This window comes from Streptomyces sp. NPDC048182 (assembly GCF_043202555.1).
Taxonomy (GTDB): Bacteria; Actinomycetota; Actinomycetes; order Streptomycetales; family Streptomycetaceae; genus Streptomyces.
In genome coordinates, this window is the sequence record NZ_JBIDAQ010000010.1 from 154,048 (window position 1) to 178,186 (window position 24,139).

Genomic DNA, 24,139 nt, shown 5'->3' on the forward strand with positions numbered 1-24,139 from the left:
TTCTTCACCCGGATCGGGTGCTGGAAGACGCGCTGAGGTCGTCGGCAGCCAACCTCAGGTCGCACCATGTGGTGGCTCCGTCGTCATCGACGCCCCAGGCCCCTCGTTTCTGGCGGGCGAGCTCCTGGATCAGGGCGAGGCCGCGACCGTGTTCCTCCTCATCACCGGGGCGTCGCACGGTCCCCCGGTGGCTGGCAACGCCATCGTGGACACGGATGCGGAGAAGGTCCCCTTCGAGATCGAGCGTGAGACACACCTGCTGGCCGCCGCCGTGCAAGATGGCGTTGGTGACCAGCTCGGAGACGATCAGGATCGCTTCATCGGCGACGCAGTGCAGGCCACAAGAGCGAAGTCGGTCCTGGGTGACCTGCCGCATGGCACGTACCCGGCGCCCGTCTTCAGGTGGAAGAGGTTCGCCCGGATCATGCTTGGCGATGGGGAAAACCTCCCTCACCAAGCGGCCGTACCGAGGCGAGGTCGGGCGTTGCGAGAACGGGCCGGGCCCGACGGGAGGCGAGGACGCCGCGCCCGGCTCTACCTCAGCGTGACTGTTCGTCATAAGCAGTCAACGTAGAGCCACTTCCGCACCTCAGCCCTGAAGAAGTTTCAGGGCTGACTGGCGCTCAGGGTCGGCAGTCGCCTATGCCGTGAGCCCGATGTGCGCGGCGACCGCGCGGAGGTCATCGCGCCACAACGGCTTCTCACGCTTCAGCAGGTCGGCCACCGCCTCCCTGACCAGCGAAGAGAACACGATCTCTTCGGGGGACTGCTTCAACAGCTTGCCCAGGATGTGCACCGTCGCGTAGTCGTCGCGCTGGATGCGATTCAGGTTCACCAGCTCGATCAGGTACCTGGTCCGGCGCTCCAACGGAACGTCGGGGTCGGTCCTGACGTGATCCGCCGCCCGCAGTGCCTCGCCGACGTCGCCCTCCTCGGCCTTCAAGTGCACCTCGTGCATCGCGACATTGGTGGGCCCGAAGCAGGTGTGCCAGTGGTTGGCATCCGATCCGACCCGCTCCACGGCCCGCTGAGCACCGTGGTACAGGTCCCATGCCCGCGGTCCCTTGGTGGCCCGTACGGCCGCGACGGCGCCCTGAAGGTGCAGTGCCCCATACGCGGACCAGTGCTCCGGGCTAGAGTCATCCTGCGGACGGCACTGGGCGATCGTCTGCTGCACCAGCTCGTAGCTGTCCTCCACGTCCCCGGCGGAGGTGAGGACACAGGCCAGAGCCCAGGCCGCTGCCGCGAGTAGGGCCGGGTCGCCGGCGGTGTCCGCGAGAGACATGCCGCGGTCGGCAGCGACTCGGGCAAGCGTTGGCTCTCCGACACGGCGCAACCAGATCTGGTGCAAGCTGTAGAGGCTGATGAGCCGCCGCAGGACGGCGGCCTGCTGCTCGGCCGGAGCATCACGGAGCGCCGCGTGGCCCTGCCTGAGCAGCGTGGGCAGCCGTTCCCCGACATCACGGTAGCGACCCTCGGCCTGCGTCTCGTAGACGGTCCAGGCAGCAGCCACGGATTCTTTGAAGTCGTCGGCGCTGATAGCGCCGACGCGTCGAGGAAGCAGCGAGGCTGGTAAGGACAGGGCTTGCCGAATGGCGGGGACGTGCTGGTGCTCGGTCCCTCCGGTGTCCAACCCGGAGACGTAGCCACCGGTCAGATCGCTGACACTGCAGCGGAGGGCCCTGCTGAGCGCAATCAGGTTCTGCAGCCGGTCCAGCGGAATGCGGTCGTTCTCGATCTTGTAGACCCAGTTCTCGGATCGACCGGTGAGATCGCCCAGCATCTTCTGGGACATCCCTCGACGTTCCCGGTACCACTTGATCCGCTGGCCGATACTGAACAACTCCGCGTCGTAAGTCATGGGTTGACCGTCCGTCGCTGGGGGGCAAGGCGTCCCGTCAAGCGTATGCCCCAAGAGAGACGGGCAGGGGTGATACTGAATGCCTCTCTCCGGGAGAGAGCACTCAGCGGTCCCCCTGTCGCGCCGACGGCCGGGGGGCCTCGACACGTGAGCGAAGGCAAGGAGGTCGCTTTGGCACCCCCGTACCGTGGCCTGATTCTCGACTTCGGCGGTGTGCTCACCACGCGCATGCGACTCAACGGGGAGGCGTTCGAGAGGTCGGAGGGCCTCAAGCCCGGTGAGTACTTCGCAGCGCTGAACGAGAACCCTGACGGGGTCGCGATCTACGCGGCGCTGGAGGTCGGGGAGGCGACGCAGGAAGACTGGAACCGCGTCGTCGGCGGCATCCTGGGCATCGACCCCACAAACCTGATGCAGCGCGCGCTCGCCAACCTGCGTCCAGAGCCGCAGATCATCGCCGCGGCGAAGCGTGCCCGTGCGGCCGGTGTCAAAGTCGCCATGCTGAGCAACAGCTTCGGGATCGAGCCGTACAACCCGTACGTGGACAAGGGCATGTGGACCGACTTCTTCGACGCCGTGATCCTCTCGGAACTGGAGGGCGTACGGAAGCCGTCCCCGCTCATCTACCAGCGAGTCCTCGACGCCTTGGAGCTAACCGGCCCGGAATGCGTCTTCGTGGACGACCACGCGGAGAACTTGCCGCCCGCCGAGACCCTGGGCATCCGAACCGTGCACCACACCGTGGACCCGGCTGGCACCGCCGCCCTCCTGGACGCCCTCCTGCTCGACCGGGCCCCGGCCTGATCGGGCAGGAGAGTGTGGCGCCCAGGGCTGCTGGGTCCAGCACCCCCCGCCAGCGCAGGCGCGACGGTCAGGGCCGGGCGTGCCGTCGCGCCACTGCCCGGTCCGACCTCACCGCATCACTGCGCTGATCGACGGGAGCAGACGGCGAACAGGGAGACCATGGCGCACGCAATCGACCGCATCGAAGCCCTGCTGAACGGAGGCGTCGGCAACAAGGTCCGCCCGGCGCCGTGTGGGCCGCCAGCGATGCCGCCGTCTTCACCTAGGTCCTCTCTGCGGTCCTCCATCGGCGCCCTGTGTGAAGACGGCGTCCTCGACTTCGACGCCCCGCTGGGCACCTTCTGGGACGAGGTCACCGACCGGCCGCTCGGCACGGTCACCGCCCGCCGGCTGCTGACCCGGACCGCAAGCCTCCCACTGCGGGCCCAGCCACCGGCACCGGCATGTGGACCTCCCCCTCGAAGGATCGGGGGCGGTGCTGCTGACCAACAAGCTCCTTTTCCGGGAACTGGCCTTCCGCTGAACGCATGAGGGCCCGGCGGAGCCGGGCCCTCATGTCACCTCACCGGCGTCACAGGTTGCCGCGCTTCTCCTGCTCGCGCTCGATCGCCTCGAACAGGGCCTTGAAGTTGCCCTTGCCGAAGCCCATCGAGCCGTGGCGTTCGATCAGCTCGAAGAAGACCGTCGGGCGGTCCTGGACCGGCTTGGTGAAGATCTGCAGCAGGTAGCCGTCCTCGTCCCGGTCGACCAGGATCTTCAGCTCGCGCAGGGTGTCGACGGGCACGCGGGTCTCGCCGGCCCACTCGCCGAGGGTGTCGTAATAGGAGTCGGGCGTGTCCAGGAACTGGACGCCGGCCGCCTTCATGGTGCGCACCGTCTGCACGATGTCGCCCGTGTTGAGCGCGATGTGCTGGACGCCGGCGCCGCCGTAGAACTCCAGGTACTCGTCGATCTGGGACTTCTTCTTCGCGACGGCCGGCTCGTTGATCGGGAACTTGACCTTGAGGGTGCCGTCCGCGACCACCTTGGACATCAGCGCGCTGTACTCGGTCGCGATGTCGTCGCCCACGAACTCCTTCATGTTCGTGAAGCCCATGACCTTGTTGTAGAAGCCGACCCACTCGTTCATGCGGCCCAGCTCGACGTTGCCCACGCAGTGGTCCACGGCCTGGAAGGTGCGGTGGGCGGGCGGCTCGACGATCGGGTCGGCGGCGACGAAGCCGGGCAGGTAGGGGCCGTCGTAGCCGGCGCGCTCGACCAGGGTGTGGCGGGTCTTGCCGTACGTGGCGATGGCGGCGAGGACCACCGTGCCGTGCTCGTCCTTCACCTCGTGCGGCTCGGCGAGCGAGCGGGCGCCGTGCTCGACGGCGTAGGCGTGCGCGGCGCGGGCGTCGGGGACCTCGATGGCGAGGTCGACCACGCCGTCGCCGTGCTCGGCGACGTGGCTGTCGAGGAAGCGGCCCCAGTCGGAGGAGGGCTTGATCACCGAGGTGAAGACGAAGCGGGCGGAGCCGTTCTCCAGGACGTAGGCGGCGGTCTCCCGGCTGCCGTTCTCCGGTCCGGAGTAGGCGACCAGCTGCATGCCGAAGGCGGTGGAGTAGTAGTGCGCGGCCTGCTTGGCGTTGCCCACGGCGAAGACGACCGCGTCCATTCCCTTGACCGGGAAGGGATCGGCCTGCCGGGCGGTGTCGGGAGTGTGGTGTGTGGTCTGCGTCATAGGCGCAGGGTCTTACGGCTCCGCAAGGTGCGCAATAGTTTGCGCATTCGCTGGGCACTCTGCCCAGTGAAGGACCGGTCCGGGCGGACGATCTGTACAGGGTGTACAGGGCGCCCGGCGGCGGTGGGAGGGGTGGCGGGGATGGGGATCGACGCGCTGGACGGGCGGATCATCGGGCTGCTGGCCGTGGAGCCGCGGATCGGGGTCCTGGAGATGTCCCGGCGGCTCGGCGTGGCGCGCGGCACCGCGCAGGCCCGGCTCGACCGGCTTCAGTCGAACGGAGTCATCCGCGGCTTCGGCCCCGAGGTGGACCCGGCGGCCCTCGGATACCCGGTCACCGCCTTCGCCACGCTGGAGATCCGACAGGGCCAAGGCCCGGACGTACGGGCGCACTTGGCGGGTGTGCCGGAGGTGCTCGAACTGCACACCACCACCGGCTCCGGAGACATGCTGTGCCGCCTGGTGGCCCGCTCCAACGCCGATCTCCAGCGGGTGATCGACCTCGTCGTCGGTTTTGATGGCATCGTCCGGGCCGCCACGGCGATCGTCATGGAGAACCCCGTCCCGCTGCGGATCATCCCGCTGGTGGAGCAGGCGGCCCGGGACGGCGACGTACGGACCGACTAGCGCGGCTCAAGGCTCCGGGAGGTGGGTGACGGGTGGACTTCTGGGAGTTCCTGGGCAGCCGCCACCAGCAGCTGCTCACCGACGCCTACCAGCACGCCAGCGCGGTGTTCCAGTGCATGGTGGTGGCGACCCTGATCGGGGTGGCGATCGGCGTCGCCACCTACCGCAGCGAGTGGGCCGGGAACCTGGCCACCCTGGCCACCTCCACCGTCCTGACCATCCCCTCGCTGGCCATGATCGGCCTGCTCATCCCGGTGCTCGGCCTCGGCGTGCCGCCGACGGTGACCGCGCTGACGCTGTACGGGCTGCTGCCGGTGGTGCGCAACGCCATCGTCGGGCTGCGCGGCGTCGACCCGGCCCTGGTGGACGCGGCCAAGGGCATCGGCATGTCCCGCGCGGCCCGGCTGCTGCGGGTGGAGCTGCCGCTGGCGTGGCCGCCGATCCTGACCGGCATCCGGGTCTCCACGCAGATGCTGATGGGCATCGCCGCCATCGCCGCCTACGCCTCCGGGCCCGGGCTCGGCAACGAGATCTTCCGCGGCATCGCCTCGCTGGGCAGCAAGAACGCGCTGAACCAGGTGCTCGCGGGCACGCTCGGCATCATCGTCCTGGCCCTGCTGTTCGACGCCGCGTACGTGCTGCTCGGGCGGCTGACCATTCCGAGGGGGATCCGTGCCTGAGACGACCGGCGCCGCCACGGGCGCGACCATCGAGCTGGACAGCCTCACCAAGCTCTATCCGGGCAACCCGACGCCCGCCGTGGAGAACGTCTCCATGGAGATCAAGGCGGGCGAGATCGTCATCTTCGTCGGCCCCTCGGGGTGCGGGAAGTCCACCACCCTGAAGATGATCAACCGGCTGATCGAGCCGAGCGGCGGCCGCATCCGCATCGGCGGCGAGGACGTCACCTCCATCGACCCGGTGAAGCTGCGCCGCAAGGTCGGCTACGCCATCCAGTCCTCCGGCCTCTTCCCGCACATGACCGTCGCCCAGAACATCGCGCTGGTGCCGCGGATGATCGGCTGGTCGAAGGCCAGGACCAAGGCCCGGGTGGAGGAGATGCTGGACCTGGTCGGCCTGGACGCCGGGGAGTTCCAGGGCCGCTACCCGCGCCAGCTCTCCGGCGGGCAGCAGCAGCGCGTCGGGGTGGCCCGGGCGCTGGCCGCGGACCCGCCGGTGCTGCTGATGGACGAGCCGTTCGGCGCGGTCGACCCGATCACCCGGGACCACCTCCAGGACGAGCTGATCCGCCTCCAGCACGAGCTGCACAAGACGATCGTCTTCGTCACCCACGACTTCGACGAGGCGATCAAGCTGGGCGACCGGATCGCGGTGCTGCGCGAGCGCTCGCACATCGCCCAGTTCGACACGCCGGAGGCCATCCTCACCAACCCGGCCGACGACTTCGTCTCCGGCTTCGTCGGCGCGGGCGCGGCGCTGAAGCGGCTGAACCTGACCCGGGTGCGGGACGTGGAGGTCACCGACTACCCGACGGTGACCGTGGAGGACCCGCTCCAGCACATCTTCGACCGGCTGCGCGACGCCGGTACCAACGAGATCCTCCTCCTCGACCGGCGCGGCCGTCCCTACAAGTGGCTGCGCCGCGGCGACCTGATGCGGGCCCGCGGCTCGCTGGCCCGGGCCGGGACGCTGGTCAGCGACACGGTGACCCGGGACGCGACGCTGCGGGACGCCCTGGAGGCGGTGCTGACCGACAACACGGGCCGGGTCGCGGTCACCGGGCGGCGCGGGGAGTACACGGGCGTGGTGGACATGGAGACGCTGATGACCTCCGTGCAGGAGCTGCTCGAGGCCGACCGCCTGGACGCGCTGGAGCACCGGCACGACCTGGAGGAGTCGCGGACGGCGCAGACGCACTCCGAGCAGGAGGGCGGCGGCGCGGCGGGGGGCCGGGCGTGAACGCGCCACCGGAACCGGCCACGGACCCCGCGGCGGAGGCCGCCGAGCAGCCGCGCCCCTCGCGGGTGACCGCGGCCGTACGGCGCATCGGCTGGCGCAAGCTGACCTTCCTGCCCGTCTTCCTGATCGCCGTGCTGCTGGCCACCTGGCTGTGGTTCCGGCAGGCCACTCTGGACGCGCTCAGCCAGAACGCGCTGGGCGGCGGCCAGGTCACCAAGGCGCTGTGGCAGCACGTCCAGCTGACCGTCATCTCGACCTTCTTCGTGCTGATCATCGCCATCCCGCTGGGCATCCTGCTCACCCGCCGCATGTTCCGCCGGGCCACCCCGGTGGCGATGGCGCTGGCCAACATGGGCCAGGCGACACCGGCCATCGGCCTGCTCGCGCTGCTGGTGATCTGGCTGGGCATCGGCCGCCGCTCCGCGCTGATCGGCATCATCATCTACGCCATCCTGCCGGTGCTCTCCAACACCATCGCCGGCCTGCGCGCCAACGACCCGACCCTCCTGGAGGCGGCCCGGGGCATCGGCATGTCGCCGCTGGGCGTGCTGACCCGGGTGGAGCTGCCGCTCGCCGTGCCGCTGATCCTGGCCGGCGTGCGCACCGCCCTGGTGCTCAACGTCGGCACGGCGACGCTGGCCACCTTCGGCGGGGGCGGGGGGCTGGGGGTGCTGATCACCACCGGGATCACCAGCCAGCGGATGCCGGTGCTGGTCCTCGGCTCGATCCTCACCGTCGCGCTGGCGCTGCTGGTGGACTGGCTGGCCTCACTGGCGGAGCTGCTGCTGCGGCCGCGGGGACTGGAGGTACGGACATGAGGCGCCGTCCGGTGGCAGTGGCGGCGGTGCTGCTCCTGGCCGCCGCCGGGTGCGGCCTGACCAGCGGCTCCCCCATGGTCGACGACGTGGAGCCGGGTTCGATCGGGAAGGGCCGGCCGCTGGAGGGCGCCCACCTCACCGTCGTCTCCAAGGAGTTCACCGAGCAGCTCGTCCTCGGCGCCATCATGGGCATCGCCTTCGAGGCGGCCGGCGCCGAGGTCCTGGACCGCACCGGCATCCAGGGCTCGGTGGGCACCCGGGCGGCCGTGGTGAACGGCGACGCGGACGCCACGTACGAGTACACGGGCACCGCCTGGATCACGTACCAGGGCAACAGCAAGCCCATCCCCGACTCGCGCAAGCAGTGGGAGGCGGTGCGCGCGGCGGACGCGAAGGAGGGGCTGACCTGGCTGCCCCGGGCGCCGATGAACAACACGTACGCGCTGGCCATGAACCAGGCCAACTTCCGCAAGTACCGCACGCGGACGCTGTCCCAGGTCGCCGAGTTGTCGAAGACCGACCCGGGCGCGGTGACGCTGTGCGTGGAGGGCGAGTTCGCCAACCGCGCGGACGGGCTGCCGGGTCTGGAGAAGGCGTACGGGATGGACATCCCGGCGCGCAACATCACGCAGATGGACACCGGGATCATCTACACGCAGACGGCGAAGGGCAGTTGCACGTACGGCGAGGTGTTCACCACCGACGGGCGGATCAAGTCGATGAACCTGGTGGTGATGGCGGACGACAAGAAGTTCTTCCCCATCTACAACGCGGCCCCGATGATCCGCACCTCGACGATGAAGAAGTGGCCGGCCATCGCCGGGGTCCTCGACCCGGTCACCCGGGCGCTCACCAACGACGTGGCGCGGACGCTCAACGCGAAGGTCGACGTGGACGGGGAGGACCCGCACCAGGTGGCCCTGGACTGGATGAAGGACCGGGGCTTCGTGAAGGAGGGCTGACCTTCTACGAGTTCAGCAGGAGGGAATCGCGCCCTTGCCGCTCTCCAGGGCGCGCAGGGAGTCCACGGCGCCCTTGAGGGTGGTGACCGGGATCAGCCGCAGGCCCTTGGGCAGCTCGGTGCGGGCGTCGGAGCACTCCGCCCTCGGTACGAGGAAGACGGTGGCGCCGTCGCGCCGGGCGGCCTTCGTCTTCAGCGGCACCCCGCCGACCGCGCCGACCGCGCCCTTGCCGTCGATGGTGCCGGTGCCGGCCACGACCCGGCCGCCGGTGAGGTCGCCGCCGCTGCCGTCGCCGCCGAGCTTGTCGACGATGCCGAGGGAGAAGAGCAGACCGGCGCTGGGGCCGCCGACGTCCTCCAGGCGCAGGGAGACGTCGACGTCGGCCGGGTCCAGCTTCAGGTAGTCCAGGGCGGCGGTGGTCGCGGCGTCCTGGGACTCGGTCATCTGCTTCTTGTTGTAGTCCTCGATCTCCTGGACGTCGTCGCCGCTCGGGTAGACGGCGTCGCGCGGCATGACCGCCCGGTCGGTGCGGAACCAGTTGCCGAGCACGTCGGAGAGGGAGACCCGGGCGTCCGGGCTGGTCGCCTCGATGGTCGTCATCCGCAGCTGGCCGTCGGTCTTCCGGGTCGGCGCGCCCTTGATCGTGATCACCTGCGCGCCCTGGTTCCTGCCCAGCACGTCGGCGGTCAGCCCTGGCTGCGCCACGGAGAACGGCAGCGGCGCGAACACCGCGACGCCGAGCAGCGCGAGCACGGGCAGGGCGCACAGGACGAGGGCCTGGAGGCGGGTGAGGCGAGAGAGCACGGGGTCAATCTAACGCGGGCCGGCCCTCCGGCAGGCCCCTGGGGCCCGGGCGTCAGCGCAGCGCCTCCGCCACCTCCCGGGCCGCGTCCACCACCCGGCTGCCCACCCGCTCGGGCACCACGTCGGACAGCATCACCACGCCCACGCTGCCCTCCACGCCGGTCACCCCGAGGAGCGGCGCGGCGGCCCCGCTGGCGCCGGCCTCCAGTTCGCCCTGGGTGAGGGTGTAGCCGGGGTCGGCGGCCGGCTGGCGCCGGGCGGCGAGTATCGCCTTGCCGGCGGCGCCGCGCTCCAGCGGGTGCCGGAAGCCGGCCCGGTAGGCCACGTGGTAGTCGGTCCAGGTCGGCTCGACCACCGCGACGGCCAGCGCCTCGGCGCCGTCCACCAGGGTGAGGTGGGCGGTGGCCCCGATGTCCTCGGCCAGGGAGCGCAGGGCCGGCATGGCGGCCTCGCGTACCAGGGGGTGCACCTGGCGGCCGAGGCCGAGCACTCCGAGGCCGACGCGGGCGCGGCCACCGAGGTCGCGGCGGACCAGGGCGTGCTGTTCGAGGGTGGCGAGCAGGCGGTAGACCACCGTCCGGTTCACCCCGAGGCGCTGCGAGAGTTCGGTGACGGTCAGCCCGTGGTCGGTGTCGGCCAGCAGTTTGAGGACGCGCAGTCCCCGGTCGAGCGTCTGAGAGGTCTCCGCGGTCACGACGCCCACTCCTTAAGTGGTGAGGTCGGCGGTCTCCTCGCGGCAGGTGCGTCGCCGAGTCCCGTCGGCGACGCGCTTCAGAGGCCGCCGATCGTTGGAGGGCCCGGCGTTGCCCCGGGCCCAGTCGCTTCACGGCTGCGCTCCGCGGCGGCGCTGCCACGGGGCGTGTGCGTAGCGGGACAGTAGCGAGCCGGTCCGCTCAGCGGAAGGCTCCGTCCAGAATCCGGGCAGCGCGGGGTGCGGAATGCCGCTCTTTACCCCGGTACGTGATCGGGTCGCCGGGGCTGTGGCCGAGCGGGGTTCACTTCATGCGGGTGGCCCACTCCTGGACCTTGGCGATGCGCTGGCGGAGCTGTCCGGCGGTGGCCTCGGCGCTGGGCGGGCCGCCGCAGGTGCGGCGCAGCTCGGTGTGGATGACGCCGTGCGGCTTGCCGGTCTGGTGGACGTAGGCGCCGACGAGGTTGTTGAGCTGGCGGCGCAGCTCCATCATCTCCTTGTGCGAGACGACCGGGCGGCGCTCGGCGGGCATCTCCAGGAGGTCGGCCTCCTCGTCCGGCTTCTTGCGGCTGTGCGCGATCTGGCGGGCCTGCCGCTTCTGGAGCAGCAGCTGCACCTGGTCGGGTTCGAGCAGCCCCGGGATGCCGAGGTAGTCCTGCTCCTCCTCGCTGCCGGGGTGGGCCTGCATGCCGAACTCGGCGCCGTTGTACATGACCCGGTCGAAGACGGCGTCGGACTCCAGCGCCTCGAAGGGCAGCGTGTCCTGCTCGCCGGTGTCCTCGTCCTGCTCCCGGTTGGCCTCGTCCATCTCCTTCTCGGACTCGGCGTAGGGGTCCTCCTCGCCCTCCTTCTTGGGCTTGTCGAGGACGTGGTCGCGCTCGCGCTCCATCTCGTTGGCGAAGGAGAGCAGGTCGGGCACGGTCGGCAGGAACACGGACGCGGTCTCGCCGCGCCGCCGGGACCGTACGAAGCGCCCGACGGCCTGGGCGAAGAAGAGGGGGGTGGAGATGGTGGTGGCGTACACCCCGACGGCGAGCCGGGGCACGTCGACGCCCTCCGACACCATCCGGACGGCGACCATCCACCGGTCGTCGCTGGCGCTGAAGTCGTCGATGCGCTTGGAGGCGCCGGTGTCGTCGGAGAGCACGACCGTCGGGCCGGTGCCGGTGATCTCCCGGATGAGCTTGGCGTAGGCGCGGGCGGAGTCCTGGTCGGCGGCGATGACGAGGGCGCCGGCGTCCGGGATGGCCTTCCTGACCTCGGTGAGCCGCTGGTCGGCGGCGCGCAGCACGGCCGGCATCCACTCGCCGCGCGGGTCGAGCGCGGTGCGCCAGGCCTGGCTGACGGCGTCCTTGGTCATCGGCTCGCCGAGCCGCGCGGCGATCTCGTCGCCGGCCTTGGTGCGCCAGCGCATGTTGCCGCTGTAGCTCATGAAGATGACGGGCCGCACGACGCCGTCGTTGAGCGCGGCGCCGTACCCGTAGGTGTAGTCGGCGGCGGACCGCCGGATCCCGTCGTCCCCCTCCTCGTACACGACAAAGGGGATGGGATTGGTGTCCGACCGGAACGGCGTACCGGTGAGCGCGAGCCGCCGCGTGGCCGGCTCGAAAGCCTCCAGGCACGCCTCGCCCCACGACTTGGAGTCGCCGGCGTGGTGGATCTCGTCCAGGATGACGAGCGTCTTGCGCTGCTCGACCCGGTTCCGGTGCAGCATCGGCCGCACGCCGACACCCGCGTACGTCACGGCGACGCCGTGGTACTCCCGGCTGAGCGGCCCGGCGCTGTACTCGGGGTCGAGGCGGATCCCTATCCGGGCCGCCGCCTCGGCCCACTGGCTCTTGAGGTGCTCGGTCGGCGCGACGACGGTCACCTGCTGCACGACGTGGTGGTGCAGCAGCCAGGACGCCAGGGTCAGCGCGAAGGTGGTCTTCCCGGCGCCGGGCGTGGCGACCGCGAGGAAGTCCCGGGGCTGCTCCTGGAGGTACTTCCCCATCGCCCCCTCCTGCCAGGCCCTCAGCTTGCTGGCGGTGCCCCAGGGGGCGCGGCCGGGGAAGGCGGGGGACAGGTGGTGCGAGGTGCTGGCGGTGGTAGTCACGGTCTCCGAAGGGGTCCGGTGGGTGTCCGATGGACGTGGAACGGCTCGGCCACGTATGACGACCGGGTCACCCTACCGGCGCCCGGGGGCGCCGGGCGTCCGGCCCGGCCGGGGGGACGCGGGGGTGGGACCGACGTCACATCACCGGGTCGGACCTACGATCGCCCACCGCACGCGGGCCGAGGTGAGGATGTCCTCGGCCGTAGTGGGGCACACGTCACTCGAGCCGCTCCAGCAGCTCGGCCCATTTCGCGGTCTGCTGCTCGGCTGCCTCGCTCACGAGCGCCTCGTGCGAGGTCCTGGCCAGGTATTCGTCCACCGCTCTGAGCACGAGGGCGTGCACAGTCCACGGCGACACCGGCCGACTCAGCCGACCCGCACCCTGCGTGTCACCCACGCCCCCACCAACGCCACCCCCGCCATCGGCAGGAACACCGCCGCGAAGGCCGCCGGACGGGAGCCGGAGCCGGATGCCTCGGTGGCCGCGTCGGTCACCGTGCCGCCGCCCAGGGCGGCGAAGGCGGCGCCGCCGGCGGCGAGGAGGAGGACGTTGGAGAGGCCGTCGGAGATCTGCAGGGCGGCGGAGTTGGCACCGGCCTCCTCGGGGGCGGAGAGCTTCAGCAGCAGCACGCTGGTGGAGGCGATCACCAGCCCCATCCCGAAGCAGCCGAACCCCCACGCCACGGCCACCGTCCAGACGGGCACGGCGTCGAGGAGCACACTGGGCGCGGCGGCGATCGCGGCGGCCACCAGCGCCATCCCCACCGTCATCAGCCGCTCCCGGTACGGCTCCGCACGCGGCCGCGACTGCACCCACGACCCCGCCGCCCAGGTCGCCCCGCCCGCGGCCAGCGAGAGCCCGGCCAGGGTCGAGCTGAGCCCCCGCTGGGTGACCAGCATCAGCGGCACGAAGGACTCGGCGGCGATGAAGGACCCCGCGGCGATGCCGCGCAGCAGCACGACGGAGGGCAGTCCGCGGGCGGCCCGGCAGGTCCCGCGGGGCAGCAGCCCCAGCACGGCGGGCACGAGCAGCGCGAGTCCGGCGGCGCCGGGCAGCAGGGAGACCCACCGGAGGTCCTGCGCGGCGTACTGGAGGAGCCCCGCCCCCAGCGAGATCCCGAGGGCGAGCCGGATACGCCGCCGGTCGAAGGCGGCGTCACCGCCAGCGGCCACGGCCCCGGACGCGCGCCGGCGGATCTGCGGCAGCGCCAGCCCGAGGGGAACGACGACCAGCACCGGGATCCCGAGGAACACCCACCGCCACCCCAGCTGCTCGGTCACCGCCCCGGCGGCCAGCGGCCCGACGACGGACGGCACGACCCACGCCGCCGCGAACCCCGCCATGATCGCGGGCCGCAACCGCTCCGGGTAGGCCCGCCCGACCACCACGTACAACGCGACGATCACCAGCCCCCCGCCGAGCCCCTGCACGGCCCGCCCGACGACGAACAGCCACATCCCCCCGGCCGTCCCGGCCACCACGAGCCCCGCCGCGAACGCCCCGATCCCCCCGGTCAACGGCCCGAGCGGCCCGCGCCGGTCGGACCACTGCCCGGAGAGCACCATGCCGAACAGGCTGGTGGTGAAGTACCCGGAGAAGGCGAACGCGTACAGCGACACCCCGTCCAGCTCCCGCGCCGCGACCGGCATGGCCGTCCCGACGGCGGTCGCCTCGAAGGCGATCAGCACGACGACGGACACGATCCCGACACTGAGCGCCCGGAACCCCCGCCCCAGCACGCCCTCGTCGCCCTCGCGGGGCCCAGGGGAGAGCGCCGTGACCTCGGCGTCGTCACGCGACTCGGAAACAGCCATGCCCGCAAGCGTAAGGCCCGTAACCGGCATTGACCCCTGTCCTACGCCCCCGCCCCTTCATGAACGGCGTATGGCAGTCCCATTGCCCCCCGTGGCAACCCGCCCGCGTCCCTTGAGCCCCTCCCCCACCCCGCCCTACGGTCGACAGCACCGAGTCCGGACCACGCACCACCTCCGGATCCCGGCCGTGTGCCCGAGTGGTTGAGGGGCTCGCCTGCAAAGCGAGTTACGCGGGTTCGATCCCCGCCACGGCCTCCGACGCGGCCGACCTCTGCGGTCGGACCGCGCTCAGATCTCCCACCAGAGGTCGATGTTCGGGTCGACCCGGTCGCGCAGGCAGGTCGAGTGCGCGTAGGCCTTCTGCCGCACGTGGCCGCCCCGTTCCGGGTCGACGGCGCCGAGCAGGAGCGCGGTGGTTGCCCGGTCCTGGGCGAGGTCGACGGTCCGGAAGCAGAAGCAGCAGAGGGCGGAAGGGGGCAACGGATCCACCTACGGCGTCCCGTCCGGCTGCCACTCCTCGGCGAGCAGCCCGAGCAGCACCTCGTCCACGAACCCGCCCATCATCCAGGCCGCGGAGCGCAGCACGCCCTCGCGGACGAAGCCGTTGCGCTCGGCGCAGTGCAGCATCGCGGCGTTGTCCGACAGCGTCTCGATCTGGAGCCGCCGGAGCCCGCGCACGGCGAAGCCGTAGTGGCACAGCACGGCGACCGCGTCGGCGCCGTACCCCTTGCCGCGCGCGGACGGCAGCAGCGCGAGGCCGATGTGGGCGGACCGGTTGTGGGTGTCGATCTTCCACAGCTCCGCGGCCCCGATCAGCGCACCGCCCTCCAGCTCCACCACGGAGAAACACGCATTGCGCTGGTCGGAGTCGTCGACGACGAACTGCGACGCCTTCGAACCGGGCGTGATCGGCCGCCACGGCGCTCCCTCGGCCTGCGAGTAGGTCACCACGTCGTCGTGCAACCCGGCCTGCAGCACCGGTATGTCGTCTTCGTGCCGGGCCCTGAGCCCGACCTTGCCGCCTCTGAGCATGCGCGCTTTCTATGCGACGGGGCCGCCGGAGCCAAGTGAATTACGGTGGCCGCGGTCGACGAGTCCGCGCAGGAGTTCCCGGCCGGCCGGCCAGTCGCCGAGGCCGCTGCCGGAGTTGATGTGGCCGTGGCTCTCCACGAGGTGCACCTCCGCCTGCCACCCGTGCCCGAACGACACGGCCGTCGCCGGGTCGCAGTAGGGGTCGTCGTCGCTGGCCACCAGGAGGCTCGGGCAGGGCAGCGGGCGGGCGGTCAGGCCGAGGAACGTGGCGGCGGCCTCCCGCGGGAACCCCGGCCCGGCGGGGTCCGGGGGCGCGACCAGGAAGGCCGCCACCGGGCCGGTGCCGGTCCCCGCCCGCCCGGCCAGCCACTGCGCGGCCGCCCAGCAGCCGAGGCTGTGGGCCACCAGCACCACCCGGCTGTCCCGCCGGGCGGCGCTCTCGTAGGCGCCCTCCACCGCGGCGACCCAGTCCCCCAGGTCCGGCTCGCTCCACGAGGCCGGTGCGGTCCGGACCGCCGAGGCCCCCCACTGCTCCTCCCACCGGCTCTGCCAGTGCCTCTCGTCCGAACCGTCGATACCGGGGATGATGACGTACGCGACCACCGCTTGCCGCCCTTCCAGTCGTGGCCCCCGCCCGTGGCGAGGCCGTCCTGGGGCGATTCTCGATGGAGCATCGGCCGCGACCCGGCCCGGCAAGTGATGACGAAGAAAGTGGGGGCGACAACGATGGAATCACTCGACGAGATCGACCGGGCCATCCTGGCACTGCTCCAGACCGACGGCCGGCTCACCGGCGCGGAGGTCGGACGCCGGGTCGGACTGTCCCAGCCGGCCGCCGGCGCCCGCATCCAGCGCCTGGAGAAGAACGGCGTCATCACGGGCTACCGTGCCGTCGTCGCGCCGGCCGCGGTCGGGCTGAACATCCACGCCGTCGTCCGGCTCCGGACCACCCACGCGCAGCTCTCCTCCGCGCTCACACTCGCCGCCCGCACCCCCGAGGTCGTCTCGACCCTCCGCGTGACCGGCGAGGACTGCCTGCTGCTCGACGTGTACTGCTCCCACGCCGAACGCCTGGAGCAGGTCGTGGACTCCCTGGCCCGCTACGGCCCGGTCACCACCTCCCTCGTCCTGCGCGGCTACCCACCCAAGCCGCTGCCGCCGAAGCCCTCCACGACGCCGTGATCAAGGGGGCTCCGCCGCGCCCCCGCCGACGAGACCGGTCACACCCCGGCGTGCGCGGTCACCAGCAGAGTGTCGGCAGCGCGTGGCCCCTCGGTCGAGGAGCGCAGCACGCGCACGTCGACGCGGGAGAATCCGGCGGAGCCGAGGACCTTCACCCACACCTTGTCCTGAAGCACCCAGCGGCGCATCGTGGCCGCTTCTCCGTCCGGCGTCCTCGCCGGGATGTCGGCGGCGAGGACGTCCGGCTGCGCCGACTCGCCGCTCAGGTGGTGCGCGAGGGTCGAGACGACCAGCTTCCCGCCCGGCCGGAGGGCGGCGGCTGCCGCGGGCATCAGCTCACCCGGGTCGGAGAAACAGGCCGCACCGAAGACGCTGTACAACACGTCGTATTCGCCGGGTTTCGCCCGGAGGTGGCGCGTGACATCGGAGTGCACGATCCTCAGTGCCGGTGCGAGGCGGCCGTACAGACCGCGGGCCATGGCATGCTGCGCCGGTGAGGCGTCGACGGCGTCCACCCGGGCGGGGCGGTGGTGGACGACCAGGTGGGCCGCGTGCCGGGCGGTCCCCGCGCCCAGATCTCCGACGCACCGGCCGGTCAGGTCGCCGAGGACTTCGGCCCCGGGACCGCCGTTCTGATCCCACGACCAGGAGAAGACGCCGGGGACGGCCCGGTCACGCTGGGCGCGGGCGCGGCCGTAGTGGTGCCAGAGGTCTGCGGTGCCGGTGGTCACCCGGCCCATACTGCTGGAGCCCGGCCGACAGCGGGCCGCTTCCGCCGCATGTCACTCCGGCAGCGGGAGCGGACAGAGCTGACGGGAAGGCTCCTGCTCGGTCCGCTCGTCAGGCGTGGGTGGGGGTCGGGTCCGGGGCCTGTCGGGGTGTGTCGGCGGGGCGGGGCAGGAGGAGGGGGGTCAGGAGGATGAGGGCGCCGGCCAGGGCGATGGCGGGGCGGGGGCCCAGCCAGGTGCCCAGGGCGCCCCAGAGGGCCGTCAGGAGGGCCGTCGTCGCCTTTGTCGTCACCGACCAGGCGGAGAGGGTGCGGGTGATGAGGTCGGGGGCGGTGCGTTCCAGGCGGTACGTGGCCTGGACGGGGTTGAAGACGCCGCAGCAGAAGATGAGGCCCAGTTGGAGCGTCATCACCAGGAGCAGGCCGCCCGTCCCCGGAGTCAGGAAGGCCAGGCCGATCGGCCAGAGGGCGCGGAGGGTGCCCGTGGTGCGCAGGACGCGGTGGGCGCCGTGGCGGGCGGCCAGGGGGCGGGCCAGGCGGGAGCCGAGGAGGCCCGCGATCGACGGGGCCGCGAAGGCCAGGCCGTACTGCCAGGGGGTGAAGCCGAGACGGCCCAGCATCAGGACCGCAAGGAGCGCGTCGGCGGCCATCAGCAGGCCGTTGAACAGGGCGGTGTTGAGGAACAGCGGGCGCAGGGTCGGGTCGGACAGGATGTGGCGCCAGCCGTGGAGCAGGTCGCCGGCGCGCAGGCGGGTGGCCGGCTCCCGGGGTGTGGGGCGCGGCTCCGTGCCGCCGGTCGCGCGGATGCCCAGCGCCGAGAGCAGGTAGCTGGCCGCGTCCGCGACCACCGTCGCCACCGGGCCGAGCAGACCGATCGCCGCGCCGCCGAGTGGTGGTCCGATGATCGTCGAGGTCCAGGACGTGGACTCGAAGCGGGCGTTGGCCACCAGCAGGTGCTCCGCCGGGACCAGTGCCTTCACATACGCGCCCGACGCCGCCCGGAACGTGATGTCCGACGCGGCGACGACCACCGAGACCAGCAGGAGTTGGAGGAAGCCGAGGACGCCCAGCGCGTACGCCGCCGGGATCGTCAGGAGCGCCCCGCACCGCAGCAGGTCCATGCCGATCAGCACCGGGCGCTTGCGGCGGAACTCCACCCACGGCCCCAGCGGCACCGCCACCGCCGCGCCCACCGCCGCCCCCACCGACGAGAGCGCGGCGACCTCCGCCGGGCCGGCGTGCAGCACCTGGATGGCGATCAGCGGGAAGGCGCCGAAGGCCAGCCACGTACCGAGGGCGCTGGTCCCGTAGGCCGCCCAGAGCCAGCCGAACGCCCGCCCCAGACGGGGCCCGCCCCTCGTGTCCGCGTCCATTCCCCGCCCGCACCGCCCTGTCACCGATTCGCCGTCGACCGGAGTCAAGCGGGGGGCGGCGGCGCAGGTCAAACAACCTCAAGCGGGCGCCGGCACAACCAGGAGTTGTGCGGCCAGCGTGGAGAGGTCCCGGGTCAGCGGGTGCGGGGCGGGGTCCTCGGCGGTCCATGTCAGGATCGCGCCCGTCCGGCCGTGCACCAGCAGCGCGGTGTGGTCGTGGAGGTGGCCGAGGTGTATCAGGTCGTCCGCGTCCGGCGGCAGGGAGGCCGCCGCGGGCGCGTCCCACCAGTGTTCCGCCAGCGTCGGGAGCGGGACGTCCGTGTTCAGCGCGAAGCCGCCACCCTCCTCCGGCAGGCCGTGCTCGCGCAGGAAGTGCCGGGTCGGGGCGTGGGTGAGCGTGGGCGGGAAGTCGATGTCCTCGAAGTGGACGATCCGGTGGGGGCCGAAGGCGTCCGTCAGGAAGCGGGGCGGGAGGTCAAGGGCCAGGCCGGAGCGGGTCCCGGGCGGTGTGCGGGTGGTGAGCGTCGTCGTCATGGTGCGTGCGTCCCCCGTGCGTGCCGTGCCGTGACGGCCGTCGTCCGCCACTGCTCCGCAGCCTAGGGGCCACCACTGACAACGGCCTCAGGCCGTGACCGCCGTGGCCGCCGTGACCACCGCCGCCTGCGGCCGGATCGGCAGGCGGTTGACCGGGCGGCCCGTCGCCGCCCGCACCGCCGACGCCACCGCGGCCGGCGAGGCCACCACGGGCGCCGCGCCGGCCGCCTTCGCGCCGAACGGGGCCACCACGTCCCGCTCCTCCACCAGCTTGACGATCCTGATGTCCGGGGTGTCCAGAGCGGTGGGCAGGGCGTACCCGGTGAGGTCGGGGTGGCGGATCTGGCCGCGCGGGGCGCGCAGGTTCTCGGTCAGCGCGATGCCCACTCCCTGGGTGACGCCGCCCTCGATGCGCGCGGTCAGCTGGGCCGGGTTCAGGACGCGGCCCACGTCCTGGGCGACGGCCAGCTCCACCACCCGCACCGAGCCGATCTCGATGTCGACGTCCACCACCGCGCGGATCGCGCAGAAGGCCATGCCCACGAAGGCGTCGCCCTGGCCGGCCTCGTCGAGCGGCTCGGTGGGGTGCGGGCGGCACTGGGCCGTGGCCCACAGTTCCTTGCCCTCCAGGGTCTCCGCGACCGTGGTCGACAGGACGCCGTCGTACGAGGTGATCTTGCCGTCGGCGATCTGCAGGAGTTCGGTGGACATGCCGAACTTGTGCGCCAGGGGCTGCAACAACTGCGTACGGACCATCTTGGCCGCCCGTTCCACCGCGCCGCCCGAGACCCAGGTGTGCCGGCCCCGGCAGCCGGGTCCGGCGGGGGGCTGGTCGGTGTCCACGGGGGCCACGTGGACCTCGTCCACGCCGAGCGTGTCCTGGACGATCTGCCGCGCCAGGGTCGCGAAGCCCTGGCCCGTCTCCACCGCCGCGCACAGCACCGTCGCCACGCCGTCGTGCACCTTGACGGTGGCCGTCGACACCTCGTCGGCGCCCTCCGCGCCGAGCATGTGCACCATGCCGACGCCGTAGCCCACGCCCCGCCGCACCGCACCCGGTTCGCCCGCGCCCTCGGGGCCGCCGGGCAGCAGCCACTCGTCCTCGGGGGTGTCCTTGGGGAGCGCGGGGAGCGGGAAGTCGCGGACCGCCTGGAGGAGTTCGGCGACCGGGGCCGGGCAGGTGACCGTCTGCCCGGTGGGCAGCACGTCGCCGGTGGCCAGGACGTTGCGCAGCCGCACCTCGGCCGGGTCCAGGCCGAGCTTCTTGGCGAGCTTGTCCATCTGCGCCTCGTACGCCGCGCACACCTGCATCGCGCCCTCGCCGCGCACGTGCCCGGAGGGCGGGTTGTTGGTGCGCACCGCCCAGCCCTCGATGAAGGCGTTCGGGACGACGTACGGGCCGCACGCGAAGGCAACCGCGGCGGCCAGCGCCTCGGACGACGTGTCCGCGTACGCCCCCGCGTCGAGCAGGATCTGCGCCTCGACCTTGACCAGGCGGCCCTCGGCGTCGGCGTGGTGGCGGTAGCGCAGCAGGGTGGGGTGGCGGTGGGCGTGGCCGAGGAAGGACTCCTCGCGGGTGGCGGTCAGCTTCACCGGGCAGCCGGTGCGCAGTGCCAGGAGGCCGAGCGGCAGCTGGAAGCCCTGGTCCTCGCGGTCGGCGGTGGCGCCGGGGACGCCGGTCACCACGATCTTCACCCGTTCGGGGTCGAGGCCGAAGCAGGCGGCGGCCGTGTCCCGGTCGGTGTGCGGGTCGGTGGAGGCCAGGTACAGCTCCACGCCCCCGTCGGGGCGCGGCACGGCCAGGCCCGCCTCGGCGCCGATGGGCGCGGGGTCCTGACGGCCGATGCGGTACAGGCCCTCCGCGACGACCTCACCGGCCGCCTCGGTGTCGCCGTGGCGCAGCGGGATGTGCCGGATCAGGTTGCCGTCGGGGTGCAGCGGCTCGGCCTCGAAGGCGTGCTCCGGGTCGGTCACCGGGTCGAGCACCTCGTACTCGACGATGACGGCGGCGGCGGCCATCCGCGCGGTGTCCGGGTGGTCGGCGGCGACGGCGGCGATGGGCTCGCCGTGGTGGCGCACGACGTCGGAGGCGAACACCGGCCGGTCGGCGCGGCCCCGGCCGTGCAGCGGGGTGCCGGGCACGTCCTCGTGGGTGACGACGGCGCGGACGCCGGGCATCTCGCGCGCGTGGGTGGTGTCGATGGAGACGATGCGCGCGTGCGGGTGCGGTGAGCGCAGGACGGCCGCCCAGAGCAGGCCCTCGGCCCACAGGTCGGCGGCGTACGGGAAGGTGCCCTCCGTCTTGGCGCGGGCGTCCGCGGCCGGGAGGGACACGCCGAGGCCGTGCGGGATCGGCTCCGGGGCGGCGGAGACGGTGGGCTCGACGGGCCCGGTGGCCCCCGCGGACTCCGCCGTCGCGGCGTCTTGGCTCACGCCTGGCCTCCGTCCTGGCCGTAGTGCTGCTGGTCGGGCCGGCCCGGGGCGAACCCGGGCGGGTCGAACGCCGAGGCGTGCACGCCGCCGGCGCCGGGGCCCGCCTGATGGGGGATACGGGGCTCGTCGGCGTCCGTCTCGGCGGTGTCGGCGCTGTCCGCGCCGCTCAGCGCGCGGCGTTCGGCGACGACCTCCTGGACGGCGTCCAGGACGCCCCGGTAGCCCGAGCAGCGGCACAGGTTGCCGCACAGGGCCTGCCGGGCCTCCAGGTCGGTCGGGGCCGGGTTGCCCTCCAGGAGGTTGTGCACGGTCATCGCCATGCCGGGCACGCAGAAGCCGCACTGCACCGCGCCGCACCGGGCGAGCGCCCGCTGCACGTCCGAGGGCTGCCCGTCGGCGGCCAGGCCCTCGACGGTGCGCACCTCGCTGCCGGCGGCGGTCACCGAGGGGACGAGGCAGGAGGCGACGAGCCGGCCGTCCACCTGGACGTTGCACGCGCCGCACTCGCCCTGCGAGCAGCCGTCCTTGGCACCGGCCAGGCCGAGGCGCTCGCGCAGCACGTAGAGCAGCGACTCGCCGATCCAGGCGTCGGTGACGGGGCGGTCGACGCCGTTCACGCGCAGGACGTAGGAGGCGAGGGGGTGTTCGTCCTGGGGGGCCGCGGGGGCTGCGGAGTGCGGCTGCTCAGCTGCAAGGGGCTCGGGGGCTTCTGGAGCCTCGGCGGCGGCCGGGATCGCGTCCGGCCGGGGCTCCTCCTCGGCCGAGTCCGGCTCGGCTTCGGGCTCGGAGCCGGGCTCGGGCTGAGAGTCCTCCTCGGCCTCGGGCGCCTCGACCGTCTCCGCCACGTCCGCATCCGCATCCGTACCCGCATCCGACTCCGGCGCCGCGTCCGTCAGCGGCTCCTCGGCGGCCTCCGGCGCCGCTTCCGGCTCCGGGGTCCCGGACGGCTCGGTACGGGGCTCAGCGAGGCTCGCAGCGGCCTCCGCGGGCGTCTCCGTGACCGCCCAGGGCGCGGGGGCGCCGCCGGGCAGGGTCGCCGGGGCCGTGCCCGCGTACTGCTCCGCGAGCGCCGACGCGGTGAACTCGCCGGACTCCTCGGGCAGGTCGCCCCCGGCGACGGGGATGGACCACTGCCCGGTCACGTCGTGCCCGGTCGCCTCCGGCGCGGGCGCGGCGTCCGGCGCGGCGGCCTCCTCGGCGACCGCGGCGAAGTCCCAGTGGCCGGTGCCGGCGGCCGGGTCGTAGGCGTAGGTGCCGACGTGGCCGGCCGTCGCGTCGTACTGCGCGGCCTGGCCGTACGGGTCGTGCTGCGGGTAGCCGGCGTAGTCCTGGGGCCCGCCGGGCTCCTGGTACGCCTCGCCGCCCTCGGGCTCGTAGCCGTCGTGGCCGCCGGTGTCCTCCCCCGGCGTGTGCCAGTCGGCGCCGTCGGCCGGCACCACGGGGATGCTCCAGGTGCCGGTGGCCGCCGGGTCGGTGCCTGCGGTGGTGGCGGGGGCGACCGTTATCTGCGGCGGCACGTAGCCGTGCCCGGGTGCGGCGAGCGGGCTGTCGCCGGGGGCGGGCGGCGCGTCGACGGCGCCCTCGGGGAGCTTGAAGAAGGCGGTCGCGCCGTCGTCGTAGTCGCCCTGGGGCAGCGGGTCCCAGCGGCCGCCGCGGGGCGCACCGCCCTCGCCCTGCTGGTCGTCGGTCACGACAGCGCCCTCCCCAGTGCTCGTCGGGCCAGCGCGGCGACGGTGCGCCGCAGGTGCAGGACGGCCGGCGGGAGCGACGGCACCGAGCCGTCCGCCTCCGGGGCCGCGTCGGGGATGCAGGCGGCGGCGACGTACTCGCCGAAGGCGGTCAGCGCCTCCGGGACGATCGCGCGGCCGTTGTCCCAGTCGATGAGCCGGGCCACCCACTCCTCGGCCTCCAACGGCCGCAGGGGCATCGGCGCGATGGCGCCGACGGCGCAGCGCACGCCGCGGCGGGCGGGGTCGAGGACCAGGGCCACGGAGGCCGACGCGCGGCCGGGGCCGGTGCGCCCGGTCGCCTTGAGGAAGACCTGGGGCGCGTGCAGCAGCGGCACGCGCACGTGGCCGATCAGCTCGCCGGGGCGGAGCAGCTCCATGCCGGCCAGCAGGTGCGAGACGGGGATCTCCCGGCGGGCGCCCTCCGGCCCCGCGATGATCAGCGTCGCCTCCAGGGCCGCGAGCACCGGGAGGGCGTCGCCGGTGGGGGCGGCGGAGGCGATGTTGCCGCCCAGGGTGCCGGCGTTGCGGATCTGCGGCGGCCCCGCGGCGCGGGCGGCGGCGGCCAGGGCCGGGATCAGGGCGGCGAAGTCGGGGCGGCCCATGCGGGCGTGGGTGAGGCCGGCGCCGAGGAGGGCGTGGCCGTCGAGGTACTGCCAGCCGCGGATCTCGCTGATGCGGCCGAGGCCGACCAGGGCGGCGGGCCTGAGCTGGCCGGAGTTGACCGCGGCCATGAGGTCGGTGCCGCCCGCGACCGGGACGGCGGCGGGGTGCGCGGTGAGTGCCGCGACGGCCTCGTCCAGGGTGGTGGGCAGCGTGACGGGGTGCGCCGCCTGGGGTGTGTGCGTGGTCAAACCGTCTGCCCCTTCCCGCTGACCCACGTGGTGCCGCTCGTGTCGCCGTACGGTACGTGCTGACCGGGCGGTCGGGGCAACTCTGGCACATCTTTGCAGGGGGCGAACGCACGGGTCCGGTAGGAGGTGTTCGCCCTCCTCGGCTCCTAGATGCCCCGGTTTG

At 72.9% G+C, this 24,139-nt stretch carries 24 protein-coding genes and 1 tRNA gene; 8 read left to right on the top strand and 17 right to left on the bottom strand.

What is annotated here, in order from left to right:
- Nucleotides 1-4: 4 nt before the first annotated feature.
- Both ACGFZL_RS20815 and ACGFZL_RS20820 read right to left on the bottom strand, forming a co-directional pair.
- Nucleotides 5-559 (bottom strand): ATP-binding protein, encoded by a 555-nt coding sequence (locus tag ACGFZL_RS20815; RefSeq protein ID WP_393693609.1) that lies wholly within the window; start codon nucleotides 557-559, stop codon nucleotides 5-7.
- Between the two features lie 81 nt (nucleotides 560-640).
- Nucleotides 641-1,861 (bottom strand): helix-turn-helix domain-containing protein, encoded by a 1,221-nt coding sequence (locus ACGFZL_RS20820; RefSeq protein ID WP_393693611.1) that lies wholly within the window; start codon nucleotides 1,859-1,861, stop codon nucleotides 641-643.
- Nucleotides 1,862-2,032: 171 nt separating this feature from the next.
- Between ACGFZL_RS20820 and ACGFZL_RS20825 the strand changes: the two genes are divergently transcribed.
- On the top strand, nucleotides 2,033-2,665 hold the full coding sequence (locus ACGFZL_RS20825) for an HAD-IA family hydrolase (RefSeq protein WP_393693763.1): 633 nt from the start codon (nucleotides 2,033-2,035) through the stop codon (nucleotides 2,663-2,665).
- Between the two features lie 571 nt (nucleotides 2,666-3,236).
- On the opposite strand, the gene hppD is transcribed toward ACGFZL_RS20825, so the two are convergent.
- A complete protein-coding gene (gene hppD / locus ACGFZL_RS20830; RefSeq protein WP_393693613.1) occupies nucleotides 3,237-4,382 on the bottom strand; it encodes a 4-hydroxyphenylpyruvate dioxygenase in 1,146 nt (381 codons plus the stop codon).
- 141 nt (nucleotides 4,383-4,523) lie between these two features.
- Between hppD and ACGFZL_RS20835 the strand changes: the two genes are divergently transcribed.
- From ACGFZL_RS20835 to ACGFZL_RS20855, 5 genes are read left to right on the top strand one after another with little or no spacing between them, the layout of a single operon-like run.
- A complete protein-coding gene (locus ACGFZL_RS20835; RefSeq protein ID WP_355165358.1) occupies nucleotides 4,524-5,009 on the top strand; it encodes an Lrp/AsnC family transcriptional regulator in 486 nt (161 codons plus the stop codon).
- Nucleotides 5,010-5,041: 32 nt separating this feature from the next.
- Complete coding sequence (locus tag ACGFZL_RS20840) at nucleotides 5,042-5,689, top strand: ABC transporter permease (protein ID WP_355165356.1); 648 nt, start codon at nucleotides 5,042-5,044, stop codon at nucleotides 5,687-5,689.
- Complete coding sequence (locus ACGFZL_RS20845; protein ID WP_355165354.1) at nucleotides 5,682-6,929, top strand: betaine/proline/choline family ABC transporter ATP-binding protein; 1,248 nt, start codon at nucleotides 5,682-5,684, stop codon at nucleotides 6,927-6,929. The genes ACGFZL_RS20840 and ACGFZL_RS20845 overlap by 8 nt, the downstream gene beginning before the upstream one ends.
- The gene (locus tag ACGFZL_RS20850) at nucleotides 6,926-7,747 is read left to right on the top strand and encodes an ABC transporter permease (RefSeq protein ID WP_393693617.1); all 822 of its coding nucleotides are present in this window, start codon (nucleotides 6,926-6,928) and stop codon (nucleotides 7,745-7,747) included. The genes ACGFZL_RS20845 and ACGFZL_RS20850 overlap by 4 nt, the downstream gene beginning before the upstream one ends.
- The gene (locus tag ACGFZL_RS20855; protein WP_355165352.1) at nucleotides 7,744-8,709 is read left to right on the top strand and encodes a glycine betaine ABC transporter substrate-binding protein; all 966 of its coding nucleotides are present in this window, start codon (nucleotides 7,744-7,746) and stop codon (nucleotides 8,707-8,709) included. The genes ACGFZL_RS20850 and ACGFZL_RS20855 overlap by 4 nt, the downstream gene beginning before the upstream one ends.
- 12 nt (nucleotides 8,710-8,721) lie before the next feature.
- Here the strand turns inward: ACGFZL_RS20855 and ACGFZL_RS20860 are convergent, their stop codons facing one another.
- The 5 genes from ACGFZL_RS20860 to ACGFZL_RS20880 form a co-directional block, all read right to left on the bottom strand.
- Entirely contained in the window at nucleotides 8,722-9,513 is a 792-nt protein-coding gene (locus ACGFZL_RS20860; RefSeq protein WP_355165350.1) for a S16 family serine protease, read from the bottom strand.
- A 52-nt stretch (nucleotides 9,514-9,565) separates the two neighbouring features.
- Complete coding sequence (locus tag ACGFZL_RS20865) at nucleotides 9,566-10,207, bottom strand: IclR family transcriptional regulator (protein ID WP_393693620.1); 642 nt, start codon at nucleotides 10,205-10,207, stop codon at nucleotides 9,566-9,568.
- A 301-nt stretch (nucleotides 10,208-10,508) separates the two neighbouring features.
- Nucleotides 10,509-12,299 carry a DEAD/DEAH box helicase gene (locus ACGFZL_RS20870; RefSeq protein WP_355165346.1) on the bottom strand — a complete coding sequence of 597 codons (1,791 nt, stop codon included), beginning with the start codon at nucleotides 12,297-12,299 and terminating at the stop codon, nucleotides 10,509-10,511.
- 217 nt (nucleotides 12,300-12,516) lie between these two features.
- The gene (locus tag ACGFZL_RS20875; protein WP_393693623.1) at nucleotides 12,517-12,657 is read right to left on the bottom strand and encodes a hypothetical protein; all 141 of its coding nucleotides are present in this window, start codon (nucleotides 12,655-12,657) and stop codon (nucleotides 12,517-12,519) included.
- 8 nt (nucleotides 12,658-12,665) lie between these two features.
- The gene (locus ACGFZL_RS20880) at nucleotides 12,666-14,114 is read right to left on the bottom strand and encodes an MFS transporter (protein ID WP_393693625.1); all 1,449 of its coding nucleotides are present in this window, start codon (nucleotides 14,112-14,114) and stop codon (nucleotides 12,666-12,668) included.
- Between the two features lie 183 nt (nucleotides 14,115-14,297).
- Here ACGFZL_RS20880 and ACGFZL_RS20885 point away from each other — a divergent pair.
- Nucleotides 14,298-14,369: transfer RNA gene (locus tag ACGFZL_RS20885), tRNA-Cys, on the top strand.
- Nucleotides 14,370-14,402: 33 nt separating this feature from the next.
- On the opposite strand, the gene ACGFZL_RS20890 is transcribed toward ACGFZL_RS20885, so the two are convergent.
- From ACGFZL_RS20890 to ACGFZL_RS20900, 3 genes are read right to left on the bottom strand one after another with little or no spacing between them, the layout of a single operon-like run.
- On the bottom strand, nucleotides 14,403-14,594 hold the full coding sequence (locus ACGFZL_RS20890) for a hypothetical protein (RefSeq protein WP_393693627.1): 192 nt from the start codon (nucleotides 14,592-14,594) through the stop codon (nucleotides 14,403-14,405).
- Nucleotides 14,595-14,603: 9 nt separating this feature from the next.
- Nucleotides 14,604-15,146, bottom strand: coding sequence for a GNAT family N-acetyltransferase (locus tag ACGFZL_RS20895; protein ID WP_393693629.1), 543 nt, complete (start codon nucleotides 15,144-15,146; stop codon nucleotides 14,604-14,606).
- A gap of 9 nt (nucleotides 15,147-15,155) precedes the next feature.
- Nucleotides 15,156-15,749, bottom strand: coding sequence for an RBBP9/YdeN family alpha/beta hydrolase (locus tag ACGFZL_RS20900; protein ID WP_393693632.1), 594 nt, complete (start codon nucleotides 15,747-15,749; stop codon nucleotides 15,156-15,158).
- Nucleotides 15,750-15,872: 123 nt separating this feature from the next.
- Here ACGFZL_RS20900 and ACGFZL_RS20905 point away from each other — a divergent pair, with 123 nt between their 5' ends.
- Nucleotides 15,873-16,328, top strand: a complete 456-nt coding sequence (locus tag ACGFZL_RS20905; protein WP_393693634.1) for an Lrp/AsnC family transcriptional regulator — start codon at nucleotides 15,873-15,875, stop codon at nucleotides 16,326-16,328.
- Nucleotides 16,329-16,366: 38 nt separating this feature from the next.
- Here the strand turns inward: ACGFZL_RS20905 and ACGFZL_RS20910 are convergent, their stop codons facing one another.
- From ACGFZL_RS20910 to ACGFZL_RS20935, 6 genes are all read right to left on the bottom strand, one after another.
- Entirely contained in the window at nucleotides 16,367-17,059 is a 693-nt protein-coding gene (locus tag ACGFZL_RS20910) for a class I SAM-dependent methyltransferase (protein ID WP_393693636.1), read from the bottom strand.
- Between the two features lie 109 nt (nucleotides 17,060-17,168).
- On the bottom strand, nucleotides 17,169-18,428 hold the full coding sequence (locus tag ACGFZL_RS20915) for an MFS transporter (protein ID WP_393693638.1): 1,260 nt from the start codon (nucleotides 18,426-18,428) through the stop codon (nucleotides 17,169-17,171).
- 78 nt (nucleotides 18,429-18,506) lie between these two features.
- On the bottom strand, nucleotides 18,507-18,962 hold the full coding sequence (locus tag ACGFZL_RS20920) for an SUKH-4 family immunity protein (RefSeq protein ID WP_393693641.1): 456 nt from the start codon (nucleotides 18,960-18,962) through the stop codon (nucleotides 18,507-18,509).
- An 87-nt stretch (nucleotides 18,963-19,049) separates the two neighbouring features.
- A complete protein-coding gene (locus tag ACGFZL_RS20925) occupies nucleotides 19,050-21,395 on the bottom strand; it encodes a xanthine dehydrogenase family protein molybdopterin-binding subunit (RefSeq protein ID WP_393693643.1) in 2,346 nt (781 codons plus the stop codon).
- Nucleotides 21,392-23,086, bottom strand: a complete 1,695-nt coding sequence (locus ACGFZL_RS20930; RefSeq protein WP_393693645.1) for a 2Fe-2S iron-sulfur cluster-binding protein — start codon at nucleotides 23,084-23,086, stop codon at nucleotides 21,392-21,394. The genes ACGFZL_RS20925 and ACGFZL_RS20930 overlap by 4 nt, the downstream gene beginning before the upstream one ends.
- Nucleotides 23,083-23,976 (bottom strand): FAD binding domain-containing protein, encoded by an 894-nt coding sequence (locus ACGFZL_RS20935; protein ID WP_393693647.1) that lies wholly within the window; start codon nucleotides 23,974-23,976, stop codon nucleotides 23,083-23,085. Before ACGFZL_RS20935 ends, ACGFZL_RS20930 begins: the two co-directional genes overlap by 4 nt.
- Between the last annotated feature and the right edge of the window lie 163 nt (nucleotides 23,977-24,139).